Genomic DNA, 15,518 nt, shown 5'->3' on the forward strand with positions numbered 1-15,518 from the left:
CAGGACCATTATCATCAATTACTGGATTGTTAAAACATCCTTTAACAGATAGCGGATTGGCTCAATTCTTAGCGGATTACCAAAAAGGGAATTAGGTTATAAGGTTTTTGAATTTATTATAATAAATAATACTTAATTAAACAATCGGTTGTTTAGTTAAGTATTATTTGTATATTTGATAATATAATTAATTTTTTATTTAGTTATATTGTAAAATATATAGTATTTAGTTAGTAATTATTAGAGACTGCTATTTTTATAGTGGTCTCTATCTAATTAAACAAGGTAAAGTCATATGTTTTTTTAAAAGTGTAAAAACAACACTTTGAAAAGTATCGAATTAAAAAAGAGAATAATAATGGTGAAAAGTTTGATGAATATAGTTTTGTTTTTATCGTTTGCAAATATATTTTGTCAAGGATCTGAGGATTTAAAGTTATGGTATAAAACTTCTTCAGGAAATATTTGGGAAAATGCTTTGCCAATAGGTAATGGTTTTCAAGGAGCAATGGTATATGGAAATGTAGAGAAAGATATTTTTCAATTAAACGAAGGAACTGTTTGGAGCGGAAGTCCAAATAGAAACGATAACCCAAATGCTTTGGAGGCATTACCAAAAGTTAGAGAGCTTATTTTTAAAGGTGAATATAAAGCTGCTGAAAACTTAGCAAATGAGAAAATAATCACCAAAAAATCTCACGGACAAATGTTTCAGTCTGTAGGGAATTTGGAGTTAACATTTACAGATCATGAAAATTATTCTAATTATTACAGAGAATTAGATATTGAAAATGCTATTGCTAAAACTACTTATAATGTTGATGGAGTAACATATACTCGAGAAGCTTTTACTTCTTTTCAAGATAGAGTTATGATTATAAAACTTTCGGCAGATAAACCAAATAAATTATCTTTTTCAGCATCACTTACTAGTAAACATGTTAAGCAAGAAATTAAAGTTAATGGCAAAAATGAACTTTCACTTTGGGGAACTACAAGTGATCATGAAGGTGTTGAAGGAAAAGTTAAATTTAATGCACTTGCCAGAATAAAAACGGATGGTGGTAATATCACAAAATCTGCTAATACAGTAAATATTAAAAATGCTAATTCTGTTACTATACACGTCTCCATTGCTTCTAATTTTAATAATTATAAAGATATAAATGGAGATGAAAATCAGCGAGCTAAAGATTATATGAATAAAGCTTTCGATAAGAATTTTGAAATTATGAAGGCTCAACATATTGCTGCTTATCAAAAGTATTTTAACCGTGTGAAACTTGATTTAGGTACTACAGATGCTTCTAAATTGCCAACTGATGAACGACTTAAAAAATTTAATGATACAGAAGATCCATCATTTGTTACTTTATACTATCAATACGGTAGGTATTTATTAATTTCTTCTTCACAGCCAGGTGGACAACCAGCAAACTTGCAAGGTATTTGGAACGGAAGTATGAAGCCAGCATGGGATAGTAAATACACCATTAATATTAATACAGAAATGAATTATTGGCCAGCTGAGAAAACCAATCTTTCTGAAATGCATGAGCCACTTTTAAAAATGATTATGGAACTTTCCGAAACAGGAAAAGAAACAGCAAAAGTCATGTACGATGCCGATGGTTGGTTAGCGCATCATAATACTGATATATGGAGAATAACAGGTCCCGTTGATGGTTCTTTTTGGGGAATTTGGAACGGTGGAGGAGCTTGGTTAAGTCAACATTTATGGGAACATTATTTATATACTGGAGATAAAATGTATCTAAAATCTGTATACCCTGCAATTAAAGGTGCTGCAGAATTTTATGTTGATTTTTTAGTAGAACATCCAAAATATAAATGGTTGGTAATTGCACCGGGAAATTCTCCTGAAAATGCTCCAGAAGAACATCAAAGAGCTTCTATAACAGCTGGATCAACCATGGATAATCAACTTGTTTTTGATGTTTTTAGCACAACTATTAACGCTGCTAAGGCATTAGGAGAGGATAAAGAATTAATTGAAAAACTAGAAGGATTAAAGAAAAGGTTACCGCCTATGCAAATAGGTAAACATAACCAGTTGCAAGAATGGTTAGATGATGTTGATAGTCCAACAGATAATCATCGACATATTTCACACTTATATGGATTGTATCCTTCTAATCAGATTTCGCCATATAACAACCCTAAACTTTTTGCTGCAGCAAAAAACACATTATTACAAAGAGGAGATGTTTCTACAGGTTGGAGCATGGGCTGGAAAGTAAATTGGTGGGCAAAAATGCAAGATGGAAATCATGCATATCAATTAATTAAAAACCAGTTAATGCCGCTTGGTTCTGTTCGTGGTGGTGGCGGTACTTATAATAACCTTTTTGATGCACATCCACCTTTTCAAATTGATGGTAACTTTGGTTGTACTTCTGGAATTACAGAAATGTTAATGCAAAGTTCAGATGGAGCAGTACATTTAATACCGGCTTTACCAGATAATTTTAAGAATGGTATGATTAGTGGATTAAAGACAAGAGGTGGTTTTACCATTGATAATATGATATGGGAAAATGGTAAGTTAACTTCTGTAAAAATCACATCAACTTTAGGAGGCAACTTAAGATTAAGAACACCTAATGAAATCAAATCGAAATCAGGAAAAAAACTTAAAAAAGCATCTGGTGAGAATAAGAATGATTTTTTTGTAGTTAGTGAAATTAAAGAGCCTATCATTTCTAAAGATTCTGATATTCAACCAATACAATTAAAAAGAACATTTCTATACGATATACCTACTCAAAAAGGTAGATCTTATACTTTTAAAATGAAATAGAAAAATATCAATACTATAAACCAAAACATTATAAATGCGTTTTAAATACTTTAATAAATCGATTTCCTTATTAGCTAAAAATTCAAGCTATTTATTTTTTTTACTAATTCCATGTTCATTTTTTGCTCAAATGGAACCTTTTAAATTACAAGAAGTAAGAATTACAGAAGGGCCTTTTAAAAATGCTCAAGATGTTGATATGAAATACATTCTTGATTTAGAACCAGACAGGTTGTTAGCTCCATATTTAATAGATGCTGGGTTTCCAACAAAAGAAGATCGTTACGGGAACTGGGAAAGTATAGGCTTAGACGGACATATAGCTGGACACTATTTATCTGCTTTAGCAATGTTATATGCTTCAACAGATAATCAAGAATTAAAAACACGTTTAGACTATATGCTTTCTGAATTAGAGCGTTGTCAAAACAAAAATGGTAATGGTTATGTTGGAGGAATACCACAAGGAAAAATATTTTGGGAACGCATACATAAGGGAGATATAGATGGAAGTGGTTTTGGCTTAAATAATACATGGGTACCTTTATATAATATACATAAATTATTTGCAGGTTTAATAGATGCTTACCGTTTTACTGGAAGTGAAAAAGCTAAAATGATTGTTGTTAAACTAGTGGATTGGTTTGTTGATTTAATTGAACCTCTTTCTGATGAGCAAATTCAAAATATTTTAAAGACTGAACATGGAGGTATTAATGAATCTTTTGCAGATTTATACATTATTACAAAAAATAAAGAATACTTAAATACAGCTAAGAAATTAACACACAAAAATTTTCTAAACCCACTACTGCAAAAAGAAGACAAGTTAACAGGACTGCATGCTAATACCCAAATTCCTAAAGTTCTTGGGTATGAAAAAGTAGCAGAATTAACAGATAATAAAGAATTATCGGAAGCTGTTAAGTTTTTTTGGCATGATGTTGCACAGACCAGAAGTGTTGCTTTTGGAGGTAACAGTGTGGCAGAACACTTTAATCCTGTTAATGATTTTAGTGGTATGATAAAATCAAATCAAGGACCAGAAACGTGTAATTCTTACAACATGGTTCGATTAAGTAAAGCTTTGTTTTTGGATCATAATGATGTAAGTTATTTAGATTTTTATGAGCGTACACTTTACAATCATATCCTTTCAAGTCAGCATCCAGAAAAAGGAGGTTTTGTATATTTTACACCTATTCGTCCTAATCATTACAGAGTATATTCGCAACCTAATACAAGCATGTGGTGTTGTGTAGGTTCTGGTTTAGAAAATCATACTAAATACGGTGAACTTATTTATAGCCATAACGAGAAAGATGTGTATGTTAATTTGTTTATTCCATCTACTTTAAATTGGAAAGAAAAAGGAATTTCCATAACTCAAAACACTAAGTTTCCTTACGAAAATGAATCTGAATTAGTTTTAAAACTTAAAAAGAAGCAAACATTTTCAGTGAATATTCGTCAGGCAAAATGGGCAGAAAATTTTGAAGTTTTTGTAAATGGAAAACTTCAAAAAATACAAGGAAAACCTTCCAGTTATATTACGATTAATAGAAAATGGAAATCAGGTGATAAAATTACTGTAAAATTTAAAACTTCAACTCACTTAGAAAATTTGCCTGATGGATCTAATTGGGTAGCCTATGTTGATGGCCCTATTGTATTAGCAGCCAAAACTTCAACTCAAAATTTAGATGGTTTATTTGCTGATGATAGTCGTATGGGGCATGTAGCTCATGGTAAATATTTTCCATTAGATGAAGCTTATGCTTTAGTTGGTGAGAAAAACAGTTATTTGTCAAAAGCAAAAGACAATGGAAACCTTCATTTTAGTTTAGATTCTTTAGAGCTTCAACCATTTTTTGAAGTACATGATGCACGTTATCAAATGTATTTTCAAACATACAGTCCTAGTGAATATGAAGAAAAGCAAGCCATGCTTAAGCAGCAAGAATTGGAGGCAGCAGCTCTTGAGGCTAAAACCATTGATAAAGTAAATTGTGGAGAGCAACAACCAGAAGTTGGACATTTATATAAAGGAGAAAAAAGTTTTTCTGGTTATGATGATAAATTTTGGAGAAGTACTCGTGGTTATATGTTTTATCAATTTTTAAACAAAAATTCTGAAGGTAAATTTTTAGATATTTCAGTATTGGATGAATTAAAGCTGGATAATGTTAATATTTCTGTAAATGAAAAACCTGCTGAAATTATTTCAACAAAAGATAAAACCATAAGAATAAAATTGAGTGATGAAGAGATTGTAAAAGTAAAAATTACATCAACTAACAACAGGCCAACACCAAGATTTTACGAATTGAGAATATTAAAAAACTAATAATTATATAGATTATGAATTATAAAAATATTAAAATTTCACTTTTGTTTATTTCCTTGCTAGCGTATGGAAGTTCTTTTGCTCAGAATCCTATCATAACAGATATTTTTACGGCAGATCCAGCACCAATAGTTTATAACGAAACTGTATATCTTTATACAAGTCATGATACAGCAACAGTTGCTGATACCAATTATAAAATGCCTGATTGGTATGTTTTTTCATCAAAAGATATGGTGAATTGGACCAATCACGGTTCTCCATTATCACCTAAATCATTTTCTTGGGCAACGGGTGATGCTTATGCTGCACAATGTATTGAGAGAAATGGGAAGTTTTATTGGTATGTTTCTACATTTCATAAAAAAGATGAAAACAGTAATGGTGGAGCAGCCATTGGTGTTGCCGTTTCAGACAGTCCAACAGGGCCTTTTAAAGATGCTATAGGAAAAGCTTTAATTGTAAACGAAATGACTACTGAATTAAAACATGGTTGGGATGATATTGATCCTACAGTGTTTATTGATGATGATGGACAAGCATATTTGTACTGGGGAAATGGAAGCTGTAGAATGGTGAAATTAAAAGAAAATATGATTGAGCTAGAGGGAGAAATAACCAATTTTAAACCTAAAAATTACATCGAAGGTCCGTGGGTTTACAAAAGAAAAGATTTGTATTATTTAGTATATGCTAGTGTAGGTACAAAGCCAGAGATGATTGAATATTGTACTGCTACCAGTCCAGAAGGACCATGGGAATATAGAGGTATTATTCAAGAAAACGTGCCTAATAGTTTTACTACACATCCAGGTATTGTTGATTTTAAAGGGAAATCATATTTCATGTATCACAATGGTACACTTCCTACAGGAGGAAGTTATAGACGTTCCATTTGTATTGATTACATGTATTACAATGAAGATGGTACCATTCAAAAAATTGTTCAAACCAAAGAAGGTGTAAAGCCTGTTAAATAAAACAATCATAAAAATGAAGTTTAGATATTTTATTCAGATAGCCTTAATCCTTTTTACGATTAACAATTATGGGCAAGATAATAAAGCACACAATCCGATAATATATGCAGATGTTCCAGATGCATCCATAATTAGAGTAGAAAATACTTATTACATGAGTAGTACTACCATGCATATGAGTCCGGGGGTTCCTATTATGAAATCTAACGATTTGGTGAATTGGGAATTGGTGAGTTATGCTTATGATAGATTAGATGAAGTAGATGCCATGAATTTGGAGAATGGTAAAAGTACCTATGGAAGAGGATCTTGGGCAAGTTGTCTGCGTTATCACAAAGGTGTTTTTTATGTAAGTACTTTTGCAGCTACTACAGGTAAAACATATATATATTCAACTAAAAACATAGAAAAAGGTCCATGGAAAAAAATATCTTTTTCACCTGCTTATCACGATCATTCTATTTTATTTGAAAATAACAAAGCTTATATTGTTTGGGGAGCTGGAAAAATAAGTATTGCGGAGTTAAAAGAAGATCTTTCGGATATTAAAGAAGAAACAAAAAGAGTACTTATAGAAAATGCAACAGCACCTTCTGGAGATAATATTATGTTACCCGCCGAAGGATCACAATTATTTAAGATACGTGGAAAATATTATTTGTTCAATATTTCTTGGCCAAGAGGCGGAATGAGAACAGTTATTATTCACAAAGCAGATAATCTTTCAGGACCTTGGGAAGGCCGAGTTGCTTTACAAGATAAAGGAGTAGCGCAGGGAGGTTTAGTCAGTACCCCAAAAGGGGAGTGGTTTTCATACTTATTTAAAGACAATGGAGGTGTTGGTAGAATTCCTTATATAGTACCTGTAAAATGGGTTAACGATTGGCCAGTTTTGGGAGAAAATGGAAAAGTCCCTTCAACGCTTGATTTGCCAAAGAGTAAAGGATTGATTCCTGGAATAGTAAACTCAGACAATTTTGATCGCAAAAAAAATGAAAAAGATTTACCATTGGTTTGGCAATGGAATCACAATCCAAATAATGATTTATGGTCAGTAAAAGATAGAAAAGGATTTTTAAGATTAAAAACAGGTAGGGTAGATACTTTATTGGTTCAGGCAAAAAACACACTTACTCAACGAACCATAGGACCAGAAAGTAAAGCCACAACATTATTAGATGTAAGTAACATGAATGAAGGAGATGTTTCAGGTTTGTGTTTGTTACAAAAACAGTATGGTTTTATTGCTGTAAAAAAAGAAAATGGAATAAAAAAAATCATCATGGTTAGCGCGGCTAGTGGCACCGAAAAAGAACTAGGAAGTATTCCATTAAAACAAAATCAAGTTTATTTTAAAGCAGAATGTGATTTTAAAAATCAAAAAGATTCAGGACAATTTTATTACAGTCTTGATGGTAAAAAATGGGAGTCTTTAGGTGATCTAATTAAACTACCTTATACATTACCGCATTTTATGGGATACAGATTTGGATTGTTTAATTATGCTACAAAACAAATAGGTGGATTTGTAGATTTTGATTATTTCAATATTTCTGATAAAATATCAGAATAAAACTCATTTAAAATAGCTTATCAATGAATCGTTTTTTTTGTAACCTAAAAATTAATGTATACTTTTTTATAACATGCATATTATGTGTAACAAGTATATGTGCCCAAAAATTACCTTTTCAAAATCCTAATTTAAGTTCTGAAGAAAGGGCTGAAGATTTAATTTCTAGATTAACCATTGAAGAGAAAGCAACTTTAATGTGTGATCAATCTGATGCCATTCCGAGATTAGGCATTAAAAAGTTTAATTGGTGGAGTGAAGCATTACACGGTTATGCGAATAATGATAATGTTACTGTTTTTCCAGAACCTATTGGAATGGCTGCTTCTTTTGATGAAAAATTAGTCTACAAAGTGTTTGATGCTGTTTCTGATGAAGCTAGAGCGAAATATAACCAATGGATTCAAGATGGGAATGAAAACAAGCGTTTTTTAAGTCTTTCTGTATGGACTCCAAATGTAAATATTTTTAGAGATCCTCGCTGGGGACGTGGTCAAGAAACTTATGGTGAAGATCCTTATTTAACTTCATTAATGGGAGTTTCTGTGGTTAAAGGGTTACAAGGTCCTGATGATGCTAAATATAAAAAACTACTGGCTTGTGCTAAACATTTTGCAGTGCACTCTGGTCCTGAGTGGAGTAGACATGAGCTAAATTTAAATAACATTAATCCCCGAGAATTATACGAAACCTATTTGCCTGCATTTAAGTCGTTAGTGCAAGATGCAGACGTACGACAGGTGATGTGTGCTTATCAAAGATTGGATGATGAGCCATGTTGTGGTAGTACTCGTTTATTACAACGTATTTTACGTGATGAATGGGGATACAAATATTTAGTAGTTTCTGATTGTGGGGCAGTAACAGACTTTTATACAACTCATAATGTATCTTCGGATGCGACTCATGCAGCTGCTAAAGCAGTATTGTCAGGGACAGACGTAGAGTGTGTTTGGGAAAAATATCCTTTTAAAACGTTGCCAGAAGCAGTAAAAAAAGATATAATCAAAGAAGAAGATATCGATAAAAGTTTAAAACGTGTTTTAATTGGTCGTTTTGATTTAGGAGAAATGGATGATGATGCTATTGTACCATGGGCTCAAATTCCTGCATCTGTTTTAAATAATAAAGAACATCAACAATTGGCTCTTGAAATGGCTAGAAAATCGATGACACTTCTTCAGAATAACAATAATATTCTACCATTAAAAAAATCAACAAAAAAAATAGCTGTTATAGGACCTAATGCAGATGATAAACCTATGTTGTGGGGAAATTATAATGGAACACCTAATCAAACGGTTACTATTCTTGACGGGATAAAATCAAAAGTGTCAGAAAATAATATTTTTTATGATAAAGCTAGTGATTTGGTTGATGATAAAGTAACGACAAGCTACTTTTCAAAAATTACTTTTGATGGAAAGAAAGGATTTAAAGCAACTTATTGGAACACTCCTGATAGAACGGGAGATATTGTTACAACTAATCAAATAATAAACCCCTTAAAATTAACTACTGCTGGTCAGCATGAATTTGCTTCGGGTGTAAAGTTAGAAGGGTTTTCGGGAAAATATGAAGGTGCGTTTGTAGCTACAGAAAGCGATGAATTGGTTTTTAAAACGGGTGCTACTGGAGTTTTTGAGTTAATTGTGAATGGAAAATCTATTACAAAATATACAAACTGGCGTACCATACCTGGAAGGATTCCATTTAAGGTAGAAGCGGGTAAAACCTATAATATTGAAATTCTTTTTGCGCAATCTAACAATTGGCAAGCGAATCTTGAATTTGATTTTGGTAAAGAATATGATATCGATTTTAGTGGTTTGATTAAAAAATTAAAAGGTATTGATACGGTTGTATATGTTGGAGGACTTTCCACCTTATTAGAAGGAGAAGAAATGCCAGTATCTTATCCTGGTTTTAAAGGGGGAGATCGTACTCATATTGAACTTCCATCTGTTCAAAAAAAATGTTTAAAGGCGTTAAAAGATGCAGGTAAAAACATTGTTTTTGTTAACTGTTCAGGCTCTGCAATTGCTCTAGCTGATGAAACGAAACATTGTGATGCTATTCTTCAAGCTTGGTATGGTGGGGAGTCTGGAGGACAAGCAGTTGCAGATGTTCTTTTTGGAGATTATAATCCGTCCGGAAAACTGCCTATTTCTTTTTATAAAAATTCAGATAACTTAGGTGATTTTGAAGATTATTCAATGAAAGGAAGAACATATCGATACACAGAAGATGTTTTATTTCCATTTGGTTATGGATTAAATTATTCTGATTTTAAAATAGGTGAAGCAAAACAAAATCAATTAAGTTTAAAACAAAACCAATCTCTTAAGTTAACAATTCCTGTAAGTAATGTAAGTAATCAGGATGGGACTGAAATTGTACAAGTTTATATTCGTAAAGTAAGTGATAAAGACGGTCCAATAAAAACGTTAAGAGCTTATAAACGAGTATTTGTTAAAGGAGGAAAAACAGAAAATATATCGATTGTATTACCATATTCTTCATTTGAATTTTATGACTGGAATACTATGAAAATGAATGTTACTGCTGATGAATATGAAATTTATTACGGTAACAGTTCAGATAGTAAAGACTTAAAAATAAATAGAGTTGTAATACAGTAAAATAAAATGAAGAAGATTCAGAAAAAAATAACAATTCTTATTCTAGGTCTATCCTTAATGATTCCTGATGTGCAATTACAGGAAAAACAGTATTCAAATTCTGGGAATTCACAAGATGAGTTTTGGAGAGCCGCTAGAGATGAAGGGTTAACATCAATTAATTTAATGACATCAGGAAAGGATAAAGTTAGAGTTTGTTTTCAGTCCTTGCCTAATACAAATACAAGTCAAGTTTAAAACGTTCGTTTAATATAGACGGATAATTAGAACTTTAATTCATACATAAAGAAAAATAATTTTTAAAAATTACTATAATGCACAATAAAAAAACAAGTTTAATGATTACATTTTGTTTGTCTACAATCTTAGCTTTTAAAGGAATAGCTCAGAACAATATTAAGCAAAAACCAATCATTCAAACAAAATATACAGCAGATCCAGCACCAATGGTTTATAATGATACTGTATTTCTTTATACATCACATGATGAAGATGATGCCAAAGGTTTTAAAATGTTAGACTGGTTACTTTATACATCAACAGATATGGTAAATTGGACAGAACATGGTATTGTTGCTTCACTAAAAGATTTTAGTTGGGCTAGACAAGATAATGGAGCATGGGCTATTCAAACCATAGAACGTAATGGTAAATTTTATATGTATTGTCCAATGCATGGAGGTGGTATTGGAGTTTTGGTTTCAGATAGTCCATATGGACCTTTTAAGGATCCTATCGGGAAAAAATTAATAGATTCTGATCATGTTTGGAATGATATAGATCCATCACCTTTTATTGATGATGACGGACAAGCTTATTTATACTGGGGAAATCCAGATGTATATTACGTGAAATTAAATAACGATATGATTTCTACTTCGGGAGAAATAGTAAAAGAGCCTACAAAACCAGCAAATTATCAAGAAGGACCATGGGTTTATAAAAGAAATGGACACTATTACATGTCTTATGCTTCAACTTGCTGTCCAGAAGGAATTGGATATGCAATGAGTGATTCACCAACAGGACCATGGGAGTATAAAGGAATGGTGGTAGAAGCGAGTGAAAAAACAAGAGGAAATCATCCTGGAATTATTGATTATAAGGGAAAATCATATTGTTTTGGACATAGTTATGATCTTATAAAAAGAGAAACTTCTACATTTTATGAAAGACGTTCCGTAGATATGGATGAGATATTTTATAATGAAAAAGGGGAAATAGAAACATTACCATATTGGTCTGTTAATGGGCCAGCACCTGCAGGTACTGTTAATCCATTTATGGGGGTAGAAGCTGAGACAATGGCTTGGAGTGAAGGCGTTAAAACAGATAAAAGTAAAGAGTTAGGAATTTATGTTACTCAAATCCACAATGGAGATTATATTCAAATTAGAGAAGTAGATTTTTCTAAAGGAGCAAAACAATTTAAAGTTGATGCAATGCCCTTGTCTGGAGGTGTAATTGAGATTAGAATAGATGATAAAGATGGAGATTTATTAGGAGTTTGTAATATAAAATCTAATCACAAAGAGTCATGGGAATCATTTAAAACTAAAATAAAAAAAGTAAGTGGAATTCATGATTTATACTTGGTTTTTAAAGGAGATACGCAGGAGCAATTATTTAACATAGATAAATGGAAATTCAAGAAATAAAAATTAAGATGAAATATATATACCTACTAAGCTGTTTATTAATATCTACTGTTGTTTTTTCTCAAAAAACAGAAAAAATATTAAGTCCGGATAAAAATTTAGAAGTCACTTTTACATTAAATAAAGGAATTCCGAATTATTCTATAAACTATAAAGGGAAGCAGATTTTAGAAGATTCTCCTTTGGGATTTATAACTAATAGTGGTGATTTTAGTAAAGACATCAACTTTGTTAAAGCAACTAAAGGAGAAGTTAACAAACAATATAATCAAGTTAAAATAAAGCAATCAAATATTGAGTATAAGGCAAACACATTAAAAGTTACTTTACAAAATGGTGATGAAAAAGAAATGGCTATTTTATTTCAAGTAAGTGATAATGATGTTGCTTTTAGATATGAACTTTCAAAATGGGGAGATACAAGAACTTGTATCATCAAAAAAGAAACAACAGGTTATAAATTTCCAAGTGTTACCACTTCTTTCCTTTCATCAATGATGAATCCAATGTCAGGGTTTGCTAGAACAGCCCCAAGTTATGAAAGTGGTTATGTTGTAGATGCCTCAATGGAGAGTAATACCTCTAAAGAAGGTTACGTTTTTCCAGGGTTATTTCGTATTGGTGATCATGGATGGGCATTAATTTCAGAAACAGGAGTGAATAGTCAATACTGTGCTTCTCATTTAAGCGCTTATTCAAATGGAGTTTATACTGTAACATATCCTAACGAAAAAGAAAATGATGGTTTTGGAAGTGTTGGAGCTCAAATTGGACTTCCTGGTGTTACTCCGTGGAGAACTGTTACAGTAGGAGAAACCTTAGAGCCTATAGTAGAAACTACCATACCTTTTGATGTTGTAGAGCCTTTATACAAGCCTTCTCAAGAGTATAAATATGGACGTGGAACATGGAGTTGGATTGTGTGGCAAGACAACAGTATGAATTATGAAGATCAAGTAAAGTACATAGATTTAGCAGCTGCTATGAATTATGAATATATTCTGATTGATGCTTGGTGGGATGAAAGGATAGGATATGAAAAAATGGAATCACTTATAAAATATGCAAACGCTAAAGGAGTTGATGTTTTTCTATGGTATAATTCAAATGGAGCGGCTAACGATGCTTTTATGACACCATTAAATAAAATGAATACAGCCATTGCCCGAAAAGAAGAAATGAAATGGCTTAAAAAAGTTGGTGTTAAAGGATTAAAAGTAGACTTTTTTGGAGGGGATAAGCAAGAGACTATGCGTTTGTATGAGGATATTCTTTCCGATGCTAATGATTATGGATTGATGATTATATTTCATGGAACAACACTTCCTAGAGGTTGGGAAAAAATGTATCCTAACTATGTTGGTAGTGAAGCTGTATTGGCTTCAGAAATGCTTATTTTTTCTCAAGATGTTAGAGAAAAAGAAGCTTATTATGCTTCATTACATCCATTCATAAGAAACGCTGTTGGGAGTATGGAATTTGGAGGTGTTTTGTTAAATAAATACTTAAACAAAGGAAATAGCAAAGGACAAAAACGTTTAACTACAGATGCTTTTCAATTAGCCACGGCAGTTTTGTTTCAAAACCCAGTTCAAATGTTTGCATTAACGCCAAATAACTTAAATGATGTACCAGATTTTGAGTTAGATTTTATGAAGGAGGTTCCAACCATTTGGGATGAAACCAAATTTATAGATGGATACCCTGGAAAATATAGTGTGATAGCAAGAAGACATGGAAATAAATGGTATGTAGCAGCTGTAAATGCAGAGGATAAAGCCAAAAAAATAAAACTAAAGTTGCCAATGCTTAAAGGGCAAACTTTAATAATGTATAATGATAATAAAAATAGAGAAACATATCAATCTAATGTAGATGTTTCTAAAAAAGGAGAATTATCAATAACAATTCAACCTAAAGGAGGATTTGTTTTAACAAAATAAAAAAGAATGAGAGATTTTATCAAACTATTTTTAGTCGTTATTTTGTTTAGTTTGCACTGTTCAATAGCCACGGCTCAAAATCCAATTGTGCAAACATCTTATACAGCAGATCCAGCACCAATGGTTTATAATGATAAAGTATATTTATATACAAGTCATGATGAAGATGGATCAACTTGGTTTACCATGAATGATTGGCGACTATATACTACAGAAGATATGGTTAATTGGACAGATCACGGAACAGTATTATCATACAAAGCTTTTGATTGGGCAAAAATTAATGCTTGGGCACCTCAATGTATAGAAAGAGGAGGAAAGTTTTACATGTATGTTCCGGTTACTGATAGGAATGGGAAAAACGGTATTGGAGTAGCTGTTTCAAATTCTCCTTATGGTCCTTTTATAGATCCTTTAGGAAAACCTTTAATACAAAATAGTAATGCTGATATTGATCCTACAGTTTTTATAGATGATGATGGTCAGGCATATTTACTGTGGGGAAATCCTGTATGTTATTATGTAAAACTTAATGAAGACATGGTTTCTTACAAAGGAGAAATAAAACAATTTCCTAATACAGAAAAAGCCTTTGGAAAAAGAGAAGGTAAAGAAAATCCAAGAAGGCCAACAACTTATGAAGAAGGACCTTGGCTTTACAAAAGAAACAATTTGTACTATTTACTTTTTGCAGGTGGACCCATATCAGAGCATATAGGATATTCAACAAGTAAAAGCCCAGTAGGGCCTTGGAAATATCAAGGAAAGTTAATGCCAACGCAAGGAACTTCTTTCACCAATCATCCAGGGATAATTGATTTTAAAGGTAAAACTTACTTTTTTTATCATAATGGAGCTTTGCCTGGTGGAGGTGGATTTACACGTTCTGTTTGTGTAGAAGAAGCTAAGTTTAATAAAAATGGTACTATTGTGCCTATGAATATGACAAGTGGTATTAAAGAAAGTCTAAAACCTTTAAATCCATATGTTAAAAATGAAGCGGAAACCATTGCTTGGTCAGAAGGTGTAAAATCAATGGAAAATAATGTTGTAGGTAATTTTGTTACAGCAAATTATAACAACAGTTTTATAAAGGTTAAAACCGTAGACTTCAGAAAAGAAGGTGCTTCAAAATTTATTGCAAGAGTTGGAACTACGCATAATGGAAATGTATCTATGGAGGTACGATTAGATAGTAAAGATGGTCAATTAATAGGAACTATAAATGTGCCGATGACCGGAGGGAATGATAGATGGGCATTAAGAACTATTGATGTAAAAGAAGTTTCGGGAATTCATGATCTATATTTTGTTTTTAAAGGTAAAGCCGCCAATCAGATAATGTTTTTTGATTATTGGATGTTTCAAAAAAATGAATAAAAGAATATTGAATTTAGTTTTTTAGTGTATTTGCCTAAAAATAATAATATATCAGTTTTATCTGTTTTTTATTAACAAAACACTATATAAAATAAATTTAATTATGATTAATACGATAATATATCATATTTTCGTAAATAAAAACAATCGGTTGTGTAGAACTGCTATTGCAAC

The 15,518-nt window shown here is 31.8% G+C and carries 9 protein-coding genes and 1 pseudogene; all 10 read left to right on the top strand.

What is annotated here, in order from left to right:
- Positions 1-95 (top strand): annotated as a pseudogene (locus BUB70_RS14015) (fructose-6-phosphate aldolase); the annotation flags it as partial.
- Between the two features lie 263 nt (positions 96-358).
- Complete coding sequence (locus BUB70_RS04105) at positions 359-2,821, top strand: glycoside hydrolase family 95 protein (protein WP_073118633.1); 2,463 nt, start codon at positions 359-361, stop codon at positions 2,819-2,821.
- 130 nt (positions 2,822-2,951) lie between these two features.
- A complete protein-coding gene (locus BUB70_RS04110; protein ID WP_143155239.1) occupies positions 2,952-5,168 on the top strand; it encodes a glycoside hydrolase family 127 protein in 2,217 nt (738 codons plus the stop codon).
- 14 nt (positions 5,169-5,182) lie between these two features.
- Positions 5,183-6,148 carry a glycoside hydrolase family 43 protein gene (locus BUB70_RS04115; protein ID WP_073118635.1) on the top strand — a complete coding sequence of 322 codons (966 nt, stop codon included), beginning with the start codon at positions 5,183-5,185 and terminating at the stop codon, positions 6,146-6,148.
- Between the two features lie 13 nt (positions 6,149-6,161).
- Positions 6,162-7,721, top strand: a complete 1,560-nt coding sequence (locus tag BUB70_RS04120) for a glycoside hydrolase family 43 protein (protein WP_143155240.1) — start codon at positions 6,162-6,164, stop codon at positions 7,719-7,721.
- 23 nt (positions 7,722-7,744) lie between these two features.
- On the top strand, positions 7,745-10,363 hold the full coding sequence (gene xyl3A, locus BUB70_RS04125) for a xylan 1,4-beta-xylosidase (protein WP_073118639.1): 2,619 nt from the start codon (positions 7,745-7,747) through the stop codon (positions 10,361-10,363).
- 6 nt (positions 10,364-10,369) lie between these two features.
- The gene (locus BUB70_RS04130; protein WP_073118641.1) at positions 10,370-10,600 is read left to right on the top strand and encodes a hypothetical protein; all 231 of its coding nucleotides are present in this window, start codon (positions 10,370-10,372) and stop codon (positions 10,598-10,600) included.
- Between the two features lie 77 nt (positions 10,601-10,677).
- Entirely contained in the window at positions 10,678-12,021 is a 1,344-nt protein-coding gene (locus BUB70_RS04135; protein ID WP_073118644.1) for a glycoside hydrolase family 43 protein, read from the top strand.
- Entirely contained in the window at positions 12,003-13,964 is a 1,962-nt protein-coding gene (locus BUB70_RS04140) for a glycoside hydrolase family 97 protein (RefSeq protein ID WP_229742962.1), read from the top strand. The genes BUB70_RS04135 and BUB70_RS04140 overlap by 19 nt, the downstream gene beginning before the upstream one ends.
- 6 nt (positions 13,965-13,970) lie before the next feature.
- On the top strand, positions 13,971-15,344 hold the full coding sequence (locus BUB70_RS04145) for a glycoside hydrolase family 43 protein (protein ID WP_073118646.1): 1,374 nt from the start codon (positions 13,971-13,973) through the stop codon (positions 15,342-15,344).
- Positions 15,345-15,518 lie beyond the last annotated feature (174 nt).

This window comes from Wenyingzhuangia marina (assembly GCF_900130035.1).
In the GTDB taxonomy this organism is placed as follows: Bacteria; Bacteroidota; Bacteroidia; order Flavobacteriales; family Flavobacteriaceae; genus Wenyingzhuangia; species Wenyingzhuangia marina.